At 63.8% G+C, this 17129-nt stretch carries 16 protein-coding genes; 12 read left to right on the plus strand and 4 right to left on the minus strand.

Annotated elements, in window-relative coordinates; all coding sequences use genetic code 11:
* Nucleotides 1-81 precede the first annotated feature (81 nt).
* A complete protein-coding gene (locus ACIPZG_RS18150) occupies nucleotides 82-1008 on the plus strand; it encodes an SdiA-regulated domain-containing protein (protein WP_400715868.1) in 927 nt (308 codons plus the stop codon).
* A gap of 91 nt (nucleotides 1009-1099) precedes the next feature.
* A complete protein-coding gene (locus ACIPZG_RS18155; RefSeq protein WP_400715870.1) occupies nucleotides 1100-2002 on the plus strand; it encodes an SdiA-regulated domain-containing protein in 903 nt (300 codons plus the stop codon).
* 88 nt (nucleotides 2003-2090) lie between these two features.
* Here the strand turns inward: ACIPZG_RS18155 and rpiA are convergent, their stop codons facing one another.
* The gene (gene rpiA, locus ACIPZG_RS18160) at nucleotides 2091-2765 is read right to left on the minus strand and encodes a ribose-5-phosphate isomerase RpiA (RefSeq protein ID WP_008093229.1); all 675 of its coding nucleotides are present in this window, start codon (nucleotides 2763-2765) and stop codon (nucleotides 2091-2093) included.
* Nucleotides 2766-2897: 132 nt separating this feature from the next.
* Here rpiA and ilvA point away from each other — a divergent pair, with 132 nt between their 5' ends.
* Together ilvA and ACIPZG_RS18170 are read left to right on the plus strand one after the other, a co-directional pair.
* On the plus strand, nucleotides 2898-4412 hold the full coding sequence (gene ilvA / locus ACIPZG_RS18165) for a threonine ammonia-lyase, biosynthetic (protein ID WP_008093230.1): 1515 nt from the start codon (nucleotides 2898-2900) through the stop codon (nucleotides 4410-4412).
* A gap of 39 nt (nucleotides 4413-4451) precedes the next feature.
* Nucleotides 4452-4877, plus strand: a complete 426-nt coding sequence (locus tag ACIPZG_RS18170) for a DUF2269 domain-containing protein (RefSeq protein WP_400715872.1) — start codon at nucleotides 4452-4454, stop codon at nucleotides 4875-4877.
* Between the two features lie 114 nt (nucleotides 4878-4991).
* Here the strand turns inward: ACIPZG_RS18170 and ACIPZG_RS18175 are convergent, their stop codons facing one another.
* Nucleotides 4992-5648 carry an HAD family hydrolase gene (locus ACIPZG_RS18175; protein WP_400715874.1) on the minus strand — a complete coding sequence of 219 codons (657 nt, stop codon included), beginning with the start codon at nucleotides 5646-5648 and terminating at the stop codon, nucleotides 4992-4994.
* A gap of 141 nt (nucleotides 5649-5789) precedes the next feature.
* Between ACIPZG_RS18175 and ACIPZG_RS18180 the strand changes: the two genes are divergently transcribed.
* Together ACIPZG_RS18180 and ptsP are read left to right on the plus strand one after the other, a co-directional pair.
* Nucleotides 5790-6269, plus strand: coding sequence for an RNA pyrophosphohydrolase (locus ACIPZG_RS18180; protein WP_003249017.1), 480 nt, complete (start codon nucleotides 5790-5792; stop codon nucleotides 6267-6269).
* A gap of 22 nt (nucleotides 6270-6291) precedes the next feature.
* Entirely contained in the window at nucleotides 6292-8571 is a 2280-nt protein-coding gene (gene ptsP, locus ACIPZG_RS18185; protein WP_400715876.1) for a phosphoenolpyruvate--protein phosphotransferase, read from the plus strand.
* A gap of 94 nt (nucleotides 8572-8665) precedes the next feature.
* Here the strand turns inward: ptsP and ACIPZG_RS18190 are convergent, their stop codons facing one another.
* Nucleotides 8666-9412, minus strand: a complete 747-nt coding sequence (locus ACIPZG_RS18190) for an NRDE family protein (protein WP_400715878.1) — start codon at nucleotides 9410-9412, stop codon at nucleotides 8666-8668.
* Between the two features lie 130 nt (nucleotides 9413-9542).
* On the opposite strand from ACIPZG_RS18190, the gene ACIPZG_RS18195 reads away from it, so the two are divergent.
* The 3 genes from ACIPZG_RS18195 to ACIPZG_RS18205 are packed head-to-tail and all read left to right on the plus strand — an operon-like array spanning nucleotide 9543 to nucleotide 12171.
* Nucleotides 9543-10325 carry a sulfite exporter TauE/SafE family protein gene (locus tag ACIPZG_RS18195; RefSeq protein ID WP_400715880.1) on the plus strand — a complete coding sequence of 261 codons (783 nt, stop codon included), beginning with the start codon at nucleotides 9543-9545 and terminating at the stop codon, nucleotides 10323-10325.
* A 16-nt stretch (nucleotides 10326-10341) separates the two neighbouring features.
* Complete coding sequence (lgt, locus tag ACIPZG_RS18200; RefSeq protein ID WP_400640166.1) at nucleotides 10342-11151, plus strand: prolipoprotein diacylglyceryl transferase; 810 nt, start codon at nucleotides 10342-10344, stop codon at nucleotides 11149-11151.
* 48 nt (nucleotides 11152-11199) lie between these two features.
* Entirely contained in the window at nucleotides 11200-12171 is a 972-nt protein-coding gene (locus tag ACIPZG_RS18205; RefSeq protein ID WP_400715882.1) for a thymidylate synthase, read from the plus strand.
* A 114-nt stretch (nucleotides 12172-12285) separates the two neighbouring features.
* On the opposite strand, the gene cadR is transcribed toward ACIPZG_RS18205, so the two are convergent.
* Nucleotides 12286-12729 carry a cadmium resistance transcriptional regulator CadR gene (gene cadR, locus ACIPZG_RS18210; RefSeq protein WP_008093256.1) on the minus strand — a complete coding sequence of 148 codons (444 nt, stop codon included), beginning with the start codon at nucleotides 12727-12729 and terminating at the stop codon, nucleotides 12286-12288.
* Between the two features lie 83 nt (nucleotides 12730-12812).
* Here cadR and ACIPZG_RS18215 point away from each other — a divergent pair, with 83 nt between their 5' ends.
* From ACIPZG_RS18215 to ACIPZG_RS18225, 3 genes are all read left to right on the plus strand, one after another.
* Complete coding sequence (locus ACIPZG_RS18215; RefSeq protein ID WP_400715884.1) at nucleotides 12813-15023, plus strand: heavy metal translocating P-type ATPase; 2211 nt, start codon at nucleotides 12813-12815, stop codon at nucleotides 15021-15023.
* Between the two features lie 29 nt (nucleotides 15024-15052).
* Complete coding sequence (locus ACIPZG_RS18220; protein WP_400715886.1) at nucleotides 15053-15922, plus strand: LysR family transcriptional regulator; 870 nt, start codon at nucleotides 15053-15055, stop codon at nucleotides 15920-15922.
* 147 nt (nucleotides 15923-16069) lie between these two features.
* Nucleotides 16070-17128 (plus strand): putative 2-aminoethylphosphonate ABC transporter ATP-binding protein, encoded by a 1059-nt coding sequence (locus ACIPZG_RS18225; protein WP_400715888.1) that lies wholly within the window; start codon nucleotides 16070-16072, stop codon nucleotides 17126-17128.
* The last annotated feature ends 1 nt before the right edge of the window (nucleotide 17129 follow it).

A 17129-nucleotide genomic window follows, 5' to 3' on the forward strand; every position in this document is an offset into this window, starting at 1 on the left:
GAAGAGGGCGGCGCGATTTACCGTTTTTTTCACAATCCATCCGGATAATGCGCCAACCCCTTTTTCCCAGGACCACTCCGCATGGCATCTCCTTCCAGCGCCCCTGCTTCCTCCAGGCCCAAGCGCCGCTTCTACCTGCGCTGGCCCTTTGGCCTGGCTGTTGCCACGGTGATTGGCTACGGGCTGGCGATAGCCATGCACTGGGATGATCGTGGTCTGCTGTGGGTCAAGGAAGGCTTCGAGAGTAGCGCCGAGCGCAGCGAAAGCGTCTGGCTGCCGGACTACCAGGTCGATATCGATGCCAAGCCTCTGCCCGGCATGGATGATGACGAAGCCTCGGACGTGGCGTTCAACCCGCAGACCCGCACCCTGTTCGTGGTGATGGGCAAGAACCCGTTCCTGGTCGAGCTCAGCCTCGAAGGCGATGTACTGCGGCAAATCCCTCTGGTGGGCTGGAGCAACCCGGAAGGCCTCACCGTGCTCGAAGATGGTCAGCTGGCCATCACCGATGAGCGCCTGCACGACCTGACGGTGGTCAAGGTGGACGCGCAGACTCGCACGCTGAACCATGCGGACTTCCACAGCTACGACCTGGGCAAGTCGGTCAAGAGCAACAAGGGCTTCGAGGCCGTGGCCTGGGACCCGATGCGCCAGCGCCTGGTGATTGGCGAAGAGCGGCCACCGAAGCTGTACACCTGGGCCACCGACGGTCGCAACCCGCTCCAGGGTGACAAGCAGCTGCTGGCCAGTGACGAGCTCGACGTGCGCAACCTCTCGGCCCTAAGCGTCGACCCGCGTACCGGTCACCTGCTGGTCTTGTCGGCCGACTCCAACATGCTGCTGGAGCTCGATGAACAGGGTCAGCAAGTCAGCTTCATGACCCTGTTGGGCGGCTTCAACGGCCTTGAGCACACCATTCCGCGTGCCGAAGGCGTGGCCATGGATGACCAGGGCAACCTGTACATGGTCAGCGAGCCTGCGCTCTTTTATCGCTTCAAGAAAAACTGATAGCATTTTCGGATCATTCTGACGCCGAGATTAAGCTTTACTTCAGTAACCCATGGTTAGATTCGCCACCCCCTGAGTCGAGTCTGCCGTTATGCGTCGTTTTCTTCGTTTGCCTTTGCTGTTCGTGCTTGCCGGGCTGCTGGTACTGGGCCTGGCCGGTCAGGAATTTCGCCTGTACGAGCGGGCCTGGTTCAACGTCAAGGCTTGGTGGCAACCGGCCGAGCAGAGCATGGGCCTTGAGCGCTATCAGGTGGTTATCGAGGCTCAGCCGGTGGACGGGCTGGATGACGACCTGTCAGCGCTGACCTACGATCCCGACCGCAAGACCCTGTTCACCGTCACCAACGCCCGTTCGGAGTTGATCGAGCTGTCACTCGACGGTCGTATTCTGCGCCGCCTCCCGCTGACCGGCTTCGGCGACCCGGAAGCCGTCGAATATGTCGGCCCCAACAGCTATGTGATTACCGATGAGCGTCAGCAGCGGCTGATCCGCGTGCGTGTCGACGACGACACGTTGTTTCTCGATGCCGGGGACGCCGAGCAACTGTCCCTGGGCATCGGCCTGAACGGCAACAAGGGTTTCGAAGGGCTGGCCTACGACTCTGCGGGCAAGCGTCTGTTCGTGGCCAAGGAGCGCGACCCGATGCTGATCTACGAGGTGCATGGCTTCCCCCACGAAAACCCCGATCAGCCCTATGCGGTGCATGTGCTGCAGGATCGCAAGCGCGATTCGGGTTTGTTCGTGCGCGATCTCTCCAGCCTGCAGTTCGATGAGCGCAGTGGGCATTTGCTGGCGTTGTCGGATGAGTCGCGGCTGGTGCTGGAGCTGGATGTCGAGGGCAGGCCGCTGAGCACCTTGTCATTGCGCAAGGGGTTTCAGGGGCTCAAGCAGACAGTGCCGCAGGCGGAGGGGATTGCGATGGATGAGGCGGGGACCATCTATCTGGTCAGTGAGCCGAACCTGTTCTATGTGTTCAAGCAGCCGGCTGATTGAGTGTTCTTTTGGGCCTCATTGCCGGCAAGCCGGCTCCCACAAGGGCGGTGGAGAACACCCTGTGGGAGCCGGCTTGCCGGTGGTGGCATCACTCGGCCTTGAGGCTCTTCACACCTTCCGAAGTGCCCAGCAGCAGCAGGTCCGCCGGCCGCGCCGCGAACAGGCCGTTGGTCACCACGCCGACGATGGCATTGATCTGCGCTTCCAGCTCCACCGGGTTGGTGATTTGCAGGTTGTAGACGTCGAGGATCACGTTGCCGTTGTCGGTCACCACGCCTTCACGGTACACCGGGTCGCCGCCCAGCTTGACCAGCTGGCGGGCCACATGGCTACGGGCCATCGGGATGACTTCGACCGGCAGCGGGAAGGCGCCCAGCACCGGTACCAGCTTGCTGGCATCGGCGATGCAGATAAAGGTCTTGGCCACGGCCGCGACGATTTTCTCGCGGGTCAGTGCCGCGCCACCGCCTTTGATCAGGTTCAGGTGCGCGTCGCTTTCGTCGGCGCCGTCGACGTAGAACTCCAGCTCGCTGACACTGTTCAGCTCGTAGACCGGAATGCCATGGCCCTTCAGGCGCTGGGCAGTGGCTTCGGAGCTGGCGACCGCGCCGTCGAAGGCTGTCTTGTGCTGGGCCAGGGCGTCAATGAAGAAGTTGGCAGTCGAACCCGTACCGACGCCGACGACGCTCTTTTCATCCAGCTTCGGCAGAATGAAGTCGACAGCGGCCTGGGCGACGGCCTGTTTGAGTTGGTCCTGGGTCATGCGGGCTCCGAAAGGGGCAGGGCGGTTTCAAAGTTGCCTAGTATAACGGCTTGGGCGGCTTTGCTGTGGTCGCCCGACGTAGCGCTGGGGTAGACTCGCAGCCCTTGTCCCGCGGCCAGTGATGCTTTCCCGATGCTCGAACAGTACGTCAAGAAGATCCTCACCTCGCGCGTCTACGACGTCGCCGTCGAAACCCCGTTGCAGAGCGCTCCACAGCTGAGCAAGCGCCTGGGCAACCAGATTCTGCTCAAACGCGAAGACCTGCAGCCGGTGTTCTCCTTCAAGATCCGTGGGGCGTACAACAAGCTGGCGCAACTGAGCCCTGAGGAGCTGGCCCGTGGCGTGGTCACTGCCTCGGCGGGCAACCATGCCCAGGGCGTAGCCCTGGCGGCCCGGGAGCTGGGTATCAAGGCCACCATCGTGATGCCCAAGACCACCCCGGAGATCAAGGTCGAGGGCGTGCGTTCGCGGGGCGGCAAGGTGGTGCTGCATGGCGACTCGTTCCCTGAAGCGCTGGCCTATTCGCTGAAACTGGTGGACGAGAAGGGCTTCGTCTACATCCACCCCTATGACGACCCGCACACCATTGCCGGCCAGGGCACCGTGGCCATGGAAATCCTGCGTCAACACCCCGGTCAGCTGGACGCGATCTTCGTGCCGGTTGGCGGCGGTGGCCTGATCGCCGGTATTGCCGCCTACGTGAAGTACCTGCGCCCGGAAATCAAGGTGATCGGCGTCGAGCCGGACGACTCCAATTGCCTGCAGGCGGCGATGGCTGCGGGCGAGCGCGTGGTGCTGCCACAGGTCGGGCTGTTTGCCGATGGCGTGGCGGTGGCGCAGATCGGCCAGCACACCTTCGATATCTGCCGCTTGCATGTGGATGAAGTGGTCACGGTGAGCACCGACGAGATCTGTGCGGCAATCAAGGATATCTACGACGATACCCGCTCGATCACCGAACCTGCTGGCGCCTTGGGTGTCGCCGGGATCAAGAAGTACGTCGAGCTCAAGGGCGTTACCGGGCAGACCCTGGTGGCCATCGACTCGGGCGCCAATGTCAATTTCGACCGCCTGCGCCATGTCGCCGAGCGTGCCGAGCTGGGTGAAAAGCGCGAAGCGATCATCGCCGTGACCATTCCCGAGCGCCCGGGCAGCTTCAAAGCCTTCTGCGAAGCCATTGGCAAACGCCAGATCACCGAATTCAACTACCGCAAGCACACCTCCGACGAGGCGCACATCTTCGTCGGTGTGCAGACGCACCCGGAGAACGACCCACGGGCCGCACTGGTGCAGCAGCTGATCGAGCAGGGCTTCCCGGTGACCGACCTGACCGACAACGAGTTGGCCAAGCTGCATATCCGCCACATGGTCGGTGGCCACTCGGCCGGTGCCAGCGACGAAATCGTGCTGCGCTTCGAGTTTCCCGAGCGGCCGGGGGCGTTGTTCAACTTCCTCACCAAGCTGGGCGGGCGCTGGAACATCTCGATGTTCCACTACCGCAACCACGGCGCAGCCGACGGGCGTGTGGTGGCAGGGCTGCAGGTGCCGGAAGACGAGCGCCACCTGGTGCCGGCGGCGCTGGCAAAGATCGGTTACCCGTACTGGGACGAGACCGACAACCCGGCTTACCGGCTGTTTCTGGGCTAAGCGGCTAAGCTTGGCTTACTGCTCAAGGATGCGAAGCTCATGGAACATCTGACAACCCTCAAGGCGCTGCACGTCATTGCTACTGCATTGCTCCTGCTGGGTGCGCTGGGCCTGGCGATCTGGACGGTGCGCGCCCGTCGTCAGGGGGACGCCGAGGCTTATGGCAAGCTGCTGCGCCGGCCGCTGGTGTTCGTCTGGTTGCTGATGGCTGTGTGCCTGGTGAGCATGCCGTTCACTGGCTGGTGGCTGGTGCATCTGGTCGGCTGGCCGCTGGGGCAGACCTGGGTGCTGGCCTCTAGCGTCATCTATACGCTTGGCGCGTTTGCCGTGTGGTGGTTGCTGGTGCGCCTGAACCGGCTGCGCAAGGCCGAGGTGGTGGGGTTGCGGTTTACCCTGGCCTTGGCGGTGTTCAGCGGGGTGTGCTTCCTGTCGATTGCCGGTTTGATGGGCGCCAAGCCGATTTGAGGCATGGGAGGGCTTTGCCCTCCATCGCGACACAAGGCCGCTCCTACAGAGAAACGCGCCCCCTGTAGGAGCGGCCTTGTGTCGCGAAAGGGCCGCAAAGCGGCCCCAGCAATCTCAATCCCTCAACGAAATCACCGGCCACCCCCGCCGCTCAGCCTCCGCCTGCAAGTTAGGATCCGGATCCACCGCCACCGCATGCGTCACCCGCTGCAGCAACGGCAAGTCATTCATCGAGTCGCTATAGAAATAGCTGTCCTCCAGATCGAACCCGTTCTCCAGCATCCACCGTTCAAGCCTCGTCACCTTGCCTTCACGGAAGCACGGTATATCGGTACTACGCCCGGTGTAGCGGCCACCGCGCATCTCGCACTCGGTAGCCAGGAGCACCCGCACACCCAGACGGCGAGCAATCGGTGCGGTCACGAAGCGATTGGTGGCGGTGATGATCACCAGCTGGTCACCCGCCTCGCGGTGCTGCTGCAGCAAGGCCAGGGCCTTGGGCAGGATAATCGGCTCGATGCAGTCACGCATGAATTCACGGTGCCACTGGTCGAGTTGCGCAGGCTCGGTGGCCGCGAGGATTTCCATGGAAAAGGCCAGGTAGGCCTGCAGGTCCAAGGTGCCGTTCAGGTAATCCTGGTAGAAGGCATCGTTGCGTTGCTTGTAGGCGACCGGGTCGAGAATGCCCCGCTCGCACAGGTAGTCACCCCAAGCATGGTCGCTGTCGCCACCGAGGAGGGTATTGTCCAGGTCGAATAAAGCCAGGCGCATCGCGGTCACTCGCATCAGCTACAGAGTAGGCCCGCAGAATACGGAGTTTTCACCTCGCTGCACATAAGCTTGGCGGGCGCGTTGCTGCGCTCGCAGGCTTTGTGGAACAATGCGGTGACATGCGTTTGCGAGGTTGCTGCCGTGATCGACCCGGATGGTTTTCGCCCCAATGTCGGGATCATTCTTACGAATGATGCCGGGCAGGTGCTATGGGCTCGGCGGATCAACCAGGATGCCTGGCAATTCCCTCAGGGTGGTATCAACCCTGACGAGACGCCGGAAGATGCCCTGTACCGCGAGCTGAACGAAGAAGTTGGCCTTGAACGCGACGATGTGGAAATTCTTGCCTGCACCCGCGGCTGGTTGCGTTATCGTTTACCCCAGCGACTGGTCCGTACCCACAGCCAGCCGCTGTGCATCGGCCAGAAGCAGAAGTGGTTCCTGCTGCGCCTGGTGAGCAATGAGCAACGGGTGCGGATGGACCTTACCGGCAAACCGGAATTCGACGGCTGGCGCTGGGTCAGCTATTGGTATCCGCTGGGCCAGGTGGTGACATTCAAGCGCGAGGTTTACCGCCGCGCCCTGAAAGAGCTAGCACCGCGTCTGCTGACGCGCGACTGACGACGGAGTTCGACCCCGAGCCATGCTCAATACGCTGCGCAAGATCGTCCAGGAAGTGAACTCCGCCAAAGATCTCAAGACGGCGTTGGGGATCATTGTCTTGCGCGTGAAGGAGGCCATGGGCAGCCAGGTCTGCTCGGTCTACCTGCTTGACCCGGAAACCAACCGCTTCGTGCTGATGGCTACCGAAGGCTTGAACAAGCGTTCGATCGGCAAGGTCAGCATGGCCCCCAACGAGGGCCTGGTCGGCCTGGTCGGTACCCGGGAAGAGCCACTGAACCTGGAAAACGCCGCCGATCACCCGCGTTACCGCTACTTTGCCGAAACCGGCGAAGAGAAATTCGCTTCGTTCCTCGGCGCGCCGATCATTCACCACCGGCGGGTGGTTGGCGTACTGGTCATTCAGCAAAAAGAACGCCGTCAGTTCGACGAGGGCGAAGAGGCCTTCCTGGTCACCATGAGCGCCCAGCTCGCCGGGGTTATCGCCCATGCCGAGGCCACCGGCTCCATCCGTGGCCTGGGCCGCCAGGGCAAGGGCATCCAGGAAGCGCGTTTCGTTGGCGTGCCTGGCTCGCCGGGCGCCGCCGTTGGGCGGGCGGTGGTCATGCTGCCGCCGGCCGACCTGGAAGTGGTGCCGGACAAGACCGTCGAAGACATCGACGCCGAACTCAAACTGTTCAACAACGCCCTCGAAGGGGTGCGCGAAGACATGCGCAAGCTGTCGGCCAAGCTGGCCACCCAGCTGCGCCCAGAAGAGCGCGCGCTGTTCGATGTGTACCTGATGATGCTCGAAGATGCCGCCCTCGGCGGCGAGGTGGCGGAAGTCATCAAGACCGGGCAATGGGCGCAGGGCGCCCTGCGTCAGGTGGTTGGCGAGCACGTCAATCGCTTCGAGCTGATGGACGACGACTACCTGCGCGAGCGCGCCTCGGACGTCAAGGACCTTGGCCGGCGGCTGCTGGCCTACCTGCAGGAAGCCCGTTCGCAATCGCTGGTCTATGCCGACAACACCATCCTGGTCAGCGAAGAGCTGACCCCGGCGATGCTCGGCGAGGTGCCGGAAGGCAAGCTGGTCGGCCTGGTTTCGGTGCTGGGCTCGGGTAACTCGCACGTGGCCATCCTGGCCCGGGCCATGGGTATTCCCACGGTGATGGGTCTGGTCGACCTGCCGTATTCCAAGGTCGACGGCATCGAGATGATTGTCGACGGCTACAAGGGCGAGGTGTTCACCAACCCCAGCGACGTGCTGCGCAAGCAGTACAGCGAAGTGGTCGAAGAAGAACGCCAGCTGGCCCAGGGCCTCGACGCCCTGCGCGAACTGCCGTGCATCACCCCGGACGGCCATCGCATGCCGCTGTGGGTCAACACCGGGCTGCTCGCCGACGTGGCCCGTGCCCAGCAGCGTGGCGCCGAAGGTGTCGGCCTGTATCGCACCGAAGTCCCCTTCATGATCCAGCAGCGCTTTCCCAGCGAGAAGGAGCAGTTGGCGATCTACCGCGAACAACTGCAGTCATTCCATCCGCTGCCGGTGACCATGCGCACCCTCGACATCGGCGGTGACAAGTCGCTGTCGTACTTCCCGATCAAGGAAGAAAACCCGTTCCTGGGCTGGCGCGGCATTCGCGTGACCCTCGATCACCCGGAAATCTTCCTGGTCCAGACCCGCGCCATGCTCAAGGCCAGCGAGGGCCTGAACAACCTGCGCATCCTGCTGCCGATGATCTCCGGCATCCACGAGCTGGAAGAGGCTCTGCACCTGATCCACCGCGCCTGGGGCGAGGTACGCGACGAGGGCACCGATGTGCCGATGCCGCCCGTGGGTGTGATGGTGGAAATTCCGGCGGCGGTGTACCAGACCAAGGAGTTGGCGCGGCAAGTGGACTTCCTGTCGGTCGGCTCCAACGACCTGACCCAGTATCTGCTGGCGGTCGACCGCAACAACCCGCGGGTCGCCGATTTGTACGACTACCTGCACCCGGCAGTGCTGCAGGCCTTGAATACTGTGGTGCGCGACGCCCATGGCGAAGGCAAGCCGGTGAGCATCTGCGGCGAGATGGCCGGTGACCCGGCAGCGGCGATCCTGTTGATGGCCATGGGCTTCGACAGCCTGTCGATGAACGCCACCAACCTGCCGAAAGTGAAGTGGATGCTGCGCCAGATGAACATGAGCAAGGCCAAGGAGCTGCTGGCCGAGGCCATGAGCCATGACAACCCGCAGGTTATCCACAGCTCGTTGCAGCTGGCGCTGAAGAACCTGGGCCTGGCGCGGATGATCGGGCCTGGGGCCAACAAGACGCTCTGAGGTCTGCACCGGCTCTATCGCCGGCAAGCCGGCTCCCACAAGGATCGCACCGAACCCTGTGGGAGCCGGCTTGCCGGCGATAGGGCCGCTACTGTCAGGCGATGATCTCAACTTCTCCCAAGTGACCACCAAACGGCCCGAAACTGCGCTCGATCAGCCGCCTTTTCCCCTGATCATCCACAATCAGCACCGTACTGGCCCGAGTCCCATAGTTCTGGCTGGCAATGAACACACTCGACAGCAGCTTCTCGGTCGCCAATCCCACACCGGTCTCCGGCAACGCGCTATCCGCCGCCGGCTCAGCATCGGCCAGCAAAGCCAGCAACCGCTGCGGATCCGCAGTCGCCAGCAAGCCCTCCAGCCCTTCACGCGCCTTCACAAGCTTGGGCCACGGCGTATCCAGCCCAGCATTGGAAAGCCCGTACACCCCAGCCTGGAGCAGTCGCGGTGTCGCTTCACGGCCATTCAGGTAGCCCAGCTGACGCCCATCCCCCACCAGCAGGTTGAACCCCGAATACAGCGCACTGCGGCTAGCGACGTGGTCGAGATAGCTCTCGACCCCTAGTTCCCCCTGCAGGAACCCCGCCACTAGCTCACCGCGGCTGCGCGGTCCAGGCGGCTGCCCAGGGTCACGGATGTTGGTCAACGCCGCGAATCGCCCTTGCGGCCCCACGCCCAGCCAGGTACCGCCTGCCTCCAGGTCACGTCCGGCATGCACGCCAGGCGCATCCTCCCACGCTGCCAGGGCCTGCGTCGGCCGGGCATAGAACTCGTCGCGGTTGGCCGCGACGATCAGCGGCAGGGCATGCCCCGGCCGCCAGGCGAATACGATCAGGCACATAGGTTGAGCCTCTGTGTTTTTCGCCACTCTACCCACTGTGGCGCAGGCGTTCCATCCTGACGCAGAGTTCACTAGAGCCACGAGGCCGGCTTCCGTTACCATGCCGGATTGTTTTTCTCGGGGACGACGAATGGAGTTCGCACTCTATCTGCTGCTGGGCGCCTGTGCGGGCGTGCTGGCCGGGCTGTTCGGCGTGGGCGGCGGCATCATCATCGTGCCGGTGCTGGTGTTCAGTTTCACCTTGCAGGGCTTCGACGCATCGGTACTGACCCACCTGGCAGTGGGTACCTCGCTGGCGACCATCGTCTTCACCTCGATCAACGCCGTGCTCGAGCACCACCGCAAGGGCGCGGTGCAATGGCCGATCTTCGCCTGGATGACCGTCGGCATCCTGCTCGGCGCCGGTATCGGCGCCAAGACCGCCTCGCTGATCCAGGGGCCGCAGCTGCAAAAGATCATCGGTGTGTTCGCCCTGATCGTTGCCGCGCAGATGGCCCTGGATCTCAAGCCCAAGGCCAGCCACGGCGTTCCCGGCAAACCCTTGCTGGTCGGCGCGGGCGGCGTGATCGGCTGGGCCTCGGCGATCTTCGGTATCGGCGGTGGATCGCTGACCGTGCCGTTCCTGACCTGGCGCAGCCTGCCCATGCAGCAGGCGGTGGCGACATCGTCTGCCTGCGGGCTGCCGATCGCCGTGGCGAGCGCCCTCAGTTTCATGTGGCTGGGCTGGGACGAAACGCACCTGCCCGCCCACAGCGTGGGTTATGTCTACCTGCCGGCGCTGGTCGGCATCGCCGTGACCAGCATGTTTTTCGCCCGCTTCGGCGCGCGCCTGGCACACAAACTGTCGCCGCGCCTGCTCAAGCGCCTGTTCGCCGCGCTGCTGTTCTGCGTCGGGCTGAGCTTTCTGATTTGAACCAAGAGGAATATCCATGCTGCCTTACCCGCAGATAGATCCCGTGGCCGTGGCCATCGGGCCGCTGAAAATCCACTGGTACGGCCTGATGTACCTGATCGGCATCGGTGGCGCCTGGCTGCTCGCCTCGCGCCGGCTCAACCGTTTCGACCCTACCTGGTCGCGCGAGAAACTCTCCGACCTGGTGTTCTGGTTGTCGATGGGGGTGATCGTCGGTGGGCGCCTGGGTTACGTGCTGTTCTACGACCTGCACGCCTACCTGGCCAACCCGACGCTGATCTTCGAAGTGTGGAAAGGCGGCATGTCGTTCCATGGCGGCTTCATTGGCGTGATGCTGGCGGCCTTGTGGTTCGGCAAGCGCAACAACAAGTCGTTCTTCGAGCTGATGGACTTCGTCGCGCCGCTGGTGCCGATCGGCCTGGGTGCCGGGCGTATCGGCAACTTCATCAACGCCGAACTGTGGGGCAAGGCTACCGATGTGCCTTGGGCAATGGTCTTCCCACCGTTCAGCGACCCCGCCCAGCTGCCGCGTCATCCGTCGCAGCTGTACCAGTTCGCCCTGGAAGGTGTGGCATTATTCGTGATTCTTTGGTTGTACTCGCGCAAACCGCGCCCGACCATGGCCGTTTCCGGCATGTTCGCGCTGTTCTACGGTATTTTCCGCTTCATCGTGGAGTTCGTGCGGGTGCCCGATGCCCAACTCGGCTACATCGCCTTCGGCTGGTTGACCATGGGTCAGTTGCTCTGCGTGCCGATGATCGTCGGCGGCATCTTCCTGATCTGGTTGGCCTACAACCGTAAACCCACGGCAAAACCCGCCGTATGATTCTCACGGCAGGGGCGATCCCCCTGCCGTTCTTGTTACAGGTAAGCCATGAAACAGTATCTAGATCTGGTCCGCGACGTCATCGAAAACGGCACGCTGCAAGGCAATCGCACCGGCATCCGCACCATCAGCCTGCCAGGCGCCATGCTGCGCTTCGACCTGCAAAAAGGCTTCCCGGCCATCACCACGCGCAAGCTGGCGTTCAAGTCGGCGATCGGCGAGATGGTCGGCTTCCTGCGTGGCGTGAAGAACGCCGGAGAATTCCGCGAGCTGGGCTGCAAGGTGTGGGACCAGAACGCCAACGAGAACGCCCAGTGGCTGGCCAACCCGTTCCGCCAGGGCCATGACGACCTGGGCGAGATCTACGGCGTACAGTGGCGCCAGTGGCCGGGTTACAAGCGCATCCCGCTGAGCAGCCCGGCGGCCATCGAGATGGCCGAGAAAGCAGGCTTTCGCAAGATTGCCCAGGACGAAGAAGACGGCCAGGCGTTCGTCATCCTGTACAAGGCCATCGACCAGGTGCGCCAGTGCCTGGACACCATCGCCAACGACCCGGGCAGCCGGCGCATCCTGTTCCACGGCTGGAACTGCGCCCAGCTGGACGAAATGGCCCTGCCACCGTGCCACCTGCTGTACCAGTTCCACCCGAATGTCGAGACCAAGGAAATTTCCCTGACCCTCTACATCCGCTCCAACGACCTGGGCCTGGGCACGCCGTTCAACCTCACCGAAGGCGCGGCGCTGCTGTCGCTGTTCGGTCGCCTCACCGGCTACACCCCGCGGTGGTTCACCTACTTCATCGGCGATGCCCATGTGTATGAAAACCACCTGGACATGCTCAATGAGCAGCTCAAGCGTGAGCCGCTGGAAGCGCCGAAGCTGGTCATCAGTGACCGCGTGCCGGACTTCGCCAAGACTGGCAAGTACGAGCCGGAGTGGCTGGAGAAGATCGAGCCGAGCGATTTCAGCCTGGAAGGTTACGAGCACCATGCGCCGATGACGGCGCCGATGGCTGTTTGACTGCTGGGGGCGCTTTGCGCCCCTTTCGCGACACAAGGCCGCTCCTACAGGAACACGCGTATGCCTGTAGGGCGGCCTTGCGTCGCGAAAGGGCTGCAAAGCAGCCCCTGCATTTCAATGCCCGTGACTACGCCCCACATGCGAATGCTCGGTATCGGGCACCGACACCGCCCCGTTCACCTCAAGCTGCTGCAAGATCGCGCATTCCGCCCCTTGCGCATTGCAACGCTGACGCAGCTCCACCAGCTGCGCCTGCAGCGCCACCAGCCCATCGATCCGCGCCTGTACATGCTCGATATGCTCATCGATCAACGCATTGACGCTGCCGCACGACCCTTCAGGGCTGTCGCGCAGGCGTAACAGGCTGCGGATTTCGTCGAGGGTCATGTCCAGCGTGCGGCAGTTGCGAATGAAGGTCAGCCGCTCGACGTGGGCCTGGGTGTAGAGCCGATAGTTGCCGTCGGTACGTGCCGGCTCCGGCAACAGTTGCTCACGCTCGTAGTAGCGGATGGTCTCCACGGCGCAGTCGGTGGCCTTGGCCAGCTCTCCGATCTTCATGGCACATTCTCCAGCAGGTGGCTTGACCCTATAGTGGCTACAGGGTGTTCACTTGGCAACAGGCGCACATTAAGGATGACCCCATGAACCAGCCTGTCAGCCACGAACACAAGCACGCGCATGACCACGCCCACAGCTGCTGCGGCTCCAAAGCCGCGCCCGCCCTGGTGCAACTGACCGAAAAGGCCAGTGGCAAGGCTCAACTCAGCCGCTTTCGCATTCAAGCCATGGACTGCCCCACCGAGCAGACCCTGATCCAGGACAAGCTCGGCAAGCTGGCCGGCATCGAGCAGCTGGAGTTCAACCTGATCAACCGCGTGCTGGGCGTGCACCATACCTTCGCGGGCACCCTCGAGATCGAGCGGGCCATCGAAAGCCTCGGCATGAAGGCCGAGCCCTTGACTGCGCAGGACGTGGACAAGGCTGCCGAGCCGAGCAAGACCCGTTGGTGGCCCTTGGCGTTGTCCGGCTTTGCCGCAGTCGCGGCGGAGGTCGTGCACTTCAGCGCGCTGGCACCCGAATGGCTGGTCGCCGCGCTGGCGCTGGTGGCGATCCTCGGTTGCGGCCTGGGTACCTACAAGAAGGGCTGGATTGCCCTGAAGAACCGCAACCTCAACATCAACGCGCTGATGAGCATTGCCGTGACCGGCGCGGTGCTGATCGGCCAGTGGCCGGAAGCGGCCATGGTCATGGTGCTGTTCACCCTCGCGGAACTGATCGAAGCGCGCTCCCTCGACCGTGCGCGCAATGCCATCGGCGGCCTGATGCAGCTGACCCCAGACATGGCCACGGTGCAGCAGGCGGATGGCCAATGGCAGGACGTGGAGGTGCGCGACGTCGCCATCGGTACTCGCGTGCGGGTCCGTCCGGGTGAACGCATCGGCCTCGATGGCGAGGTGGTCAGTGGGCAATCCAGCGTCGATCAGGCGCCGATCACCGGCGAAAGCCTGCCTGTCGAGAAGGCCGTTGGCGACAAACTGTTCGCCGGCACCATCAACCAGGCCGGCGCCCTGGAGTACCGGGTGACGGCCGGCGCCGGGCAATCCACCCTGGCGCGCATCATCAAAGCCGTCGAGGAGGCCCAAGGCGCGCGGGCGCCCACCCAACGCTTCGTCGATACCTTTTCGCGCATCTACACCCCGGTGGTGTTCGCGCTGGCCCTGGCCGTGGCGATCATTCCCCCGCTGTTCATGGCCGGCGCCTGGTTCGACTGGATCTATCGCGCCCTTGTGCTGCTGGTAGTGGCTTGCCCTTGCGCACTGGTGATCTCGACCCCGGTGACCATCGTCAGCGGTCTGGCCGCCGCGGCGCGCAAGGGTATCCTGATCAAGGGCGGCGTCTACCTGGAAGGCGGCCGCAAGCTCGATTACCTGGCCCTGGACAAGACCGGCACCATCACCCACGGCAAGCCGGTGCAAACCGACACCAAGGTGCTGGAGCCGTTGTTCGAAGGCCGTGCCCAGGCCCTGGCGGCAAGCCTGGCCGCACGCTCCGACCACCCGGTGTCGGGCGCCATTGCCCAGTTCGCCAAGGCGCAGAACCTGCCGCTGAACGAAGTGAGCGCGTTTGCCGCCCTGGCCGGCCGAGGCGTGCGCGGTGATATCGACGGCGAAACCTATCACCTGGGTAATCACCGCCTGGTCGAAGAGCTTGGCCTGTGCTCACCCGAGCTCGAAGCGCAGCTCGATGTGCTGGAGCGCCAGGGCAAGACCGTGGTGCTGCTGCTCGACCGTTCCGGTCCGCTGGCGCTGTTCGCCGTGGCCGACACGGTCAAGGACAGCAGCCGCCAGGCCATCGCCGAATTGCACGCGCTGGGTATCAAGACTGTCATGCTCACTGGCGACAATCCCCACACCGCCGAGGCCATCGCCGCCCAGGTCGGCATCGACCGTGCCGAAGGCAACCTGCTGCCCGCCGACAAGCTGGCCACTATCGAGCAGCTGTATGCACAGGGCCACCGCGTCGGCATGGTCGGTGATGGCATCAACGACGCGCCGGCCCTGGCCCGCGCCGAAATCGGCTTTGCCATGGCCGCTGCCGGGACCGACACCGCGATCGAAACGGCCGACGTGGCGCTGATGGATGACGACTTGCGCAAAATCCCGGCGTTCGTCAGGCTGTCGCGCCAAAGTGCGGCGATCCTGACGCAGAACATCGTTCTGGCGTTGGGCATCAAGGCGCTGTTCCTGGCGATCACCTTTGCCGGCATGGCGACCCTGTGGATGGCGGTGTTCGCTGACATGGGCGTGAGTCTGCTGGTGGTATTCAACGGTCTGCGGCTGTTGCGCAAGTAGCGCAGGCTGCGCGCAACAGAGGTCCTGCAATGCTGAGTGCCGAGCTCAAAGCCTTCTACATGGTGGCCCGCCTGGGCAGCATCACCCTGGCGGCCAAGAAGCTCGGGCTCAGCCAGCCCACGGTGACCACCCAGATTCGCAACCTGGAGAGCCAGTACGCCGTCGAGCTGTTCTACCGTGGCGGCCGGCGCCTGGTGCTGAGCGAAGAAGGCGTGCGCCTGTTGCCGATGGTCAAGGCACTGCTGCAGCAGGAGGCCGACATCGAGTTCGAGCTGCGCAACAGCGGCCATGCCCAGGGCAGTCTGCGTATCGCTGCTACCGCGCCGTACTACGTCCTCGATCTAGTGAAGATCTTCCGCGAGCGCCTGCCGCAGGTGGAAGTGGCGGTGGAGATCGGCAACTCCCAGCAGGTGCTGGAGATGCTTGAAGACTACCGTGTCGATATCGCCGCCTCGTCTCAGCTGCTCGAAGATGCCCGCCTGGTGCGGCGGGTGCTGGGCACCGACCCGCTGGTGGTGGCGGTGCACCGCAATCACCCGCTGGCGCACCGCCAGGCGGTGTCCATCGACGTGGTGGCAGGGCATTGCCTGCTGATGCGGGAAAAGGGTTCGACCACCCGCAAGCTGACCGAGCAGATGCTGCAGGAGGCCGGTGTGAAGGCTGGGGCCTTGCTGGAGATCGGCAGCCGCGAGTCGATCCGCGAGGCGGTGTTGCGCAATATCGGCATCAGTGTGATTGCCCGGCATGAGGTGCCGCACAACTCCGAACTGCGGGTGCTGACGCTGGAGAATGCGCCGGTGATGCATGAATACCTGTATTGCTTGAAGGAGCGGCGCCAGGCGCGGTTGCCGGCGGCATTTCTTGGGGTGGCGCAGGAAGTGTCTGGTTCGCAGTTCTGACAGTTCTGTGGTGGCCGTACCGGCCCTATCGCCGGCAAGGCCAATACAAAATCTGCCTATACCACTATCACCCGCTTTTGCCCTAAAGCCACAGAACCTTCGCACAGCCTTCCTAGCATGGCCCCATCTCTTCGATGAGGCCTTGCCATGAACCACGCCACCCCAGGCGCACAAATGAAAGTGCGCGGTATCCACAAGCGTTTCGGCGCCTTCACCGCGCTGAACGATGTCTGCCTGGACATCGCCGCCGGCGAGTTGGTGTGCCTGCTCGGCCCTTCTGGCTGCGGCAAGACCACCCTGCTGCGCTGCATCGCCGGCCTCGAACGCCAGGACCGTGGCACGCTGTACATCGGCGAGCGCGATATCTCCGAGCTGCCGCCCCAGGCCCGTGACTACGGCATCCTGTTCCAGTCCTACGCGCTGTTCCCCAACCTCACCGTCGAAGCCAACATCGCCTATGGCCTGACCGGCAGCAGCCGTGAACAGAGCCGCCAGCGCGTGGCCGAGATGCTTGAACTGGTGGGCCTGGCCGGCAGCGAAAAGAAATACCCCGGCCAACTCTCCGGCGGCCAGCAGCAGCGTGTGGCCTTGGCCCGTGCGCTGGCCCCGGCGCCGTCGCTGTTGCTGTTGGATGAGCCGATGTCGGCGCTCGATGCCCGTGTGCGAGAGCACCTGTGCACCGAGCTGCGCCAGCTGCAACGCCAGCTGGGCATCACCACGCTGATGGTGACCCACAACCAGGATGAAGCCATGCTCATGGCCGACCGCATCGCCGTGATGAACAACGGCCAGGTCGAGCAGTACGCCACCCCGCAGGAAATCTACGACCAGCCGGCCACGCCGTTCGTGGCCGAATTCGTCGGCCAGGGCAACTGGCTGCCGTTCCAGCGCAATGGCGACAGCCACGCCCAGGTCGGCGCCATGAACATGCGCCTGGCCGCCGGCGCGCCACGGGCCAGCAGTGGCCGGCTGTTCTGCCGCCCGGAGGCGATCACGGTCAACCCGGTCGTGCACGAGGAAAACCTGTTCCCGGCGAAAGTGCGCGAGATCACCTTCCTCGGCAACCGCTGCCGCATGAGTTTCGAACTGCAGGCCTTGCCGGGCCACGCCCTGCTCGCCGAGCTGGCGCCAGAAGCCATGCCGCGCCTGGGCTCGCAGGACATCTGGGTGGCGCTGCCGCCACAGAGCCTGCAGGTGTTTGCCTGAG

Origin of the sequence: Pseudomonas sp. NPDC089395, from assembly GCF_044749525.1 — a bacterium.
GTDB lineage: Bacteria > Pseudomonadota > Gammaproteobacteria > Pseudomonadales > Pseudomonadaceae > Aquipseudomonas.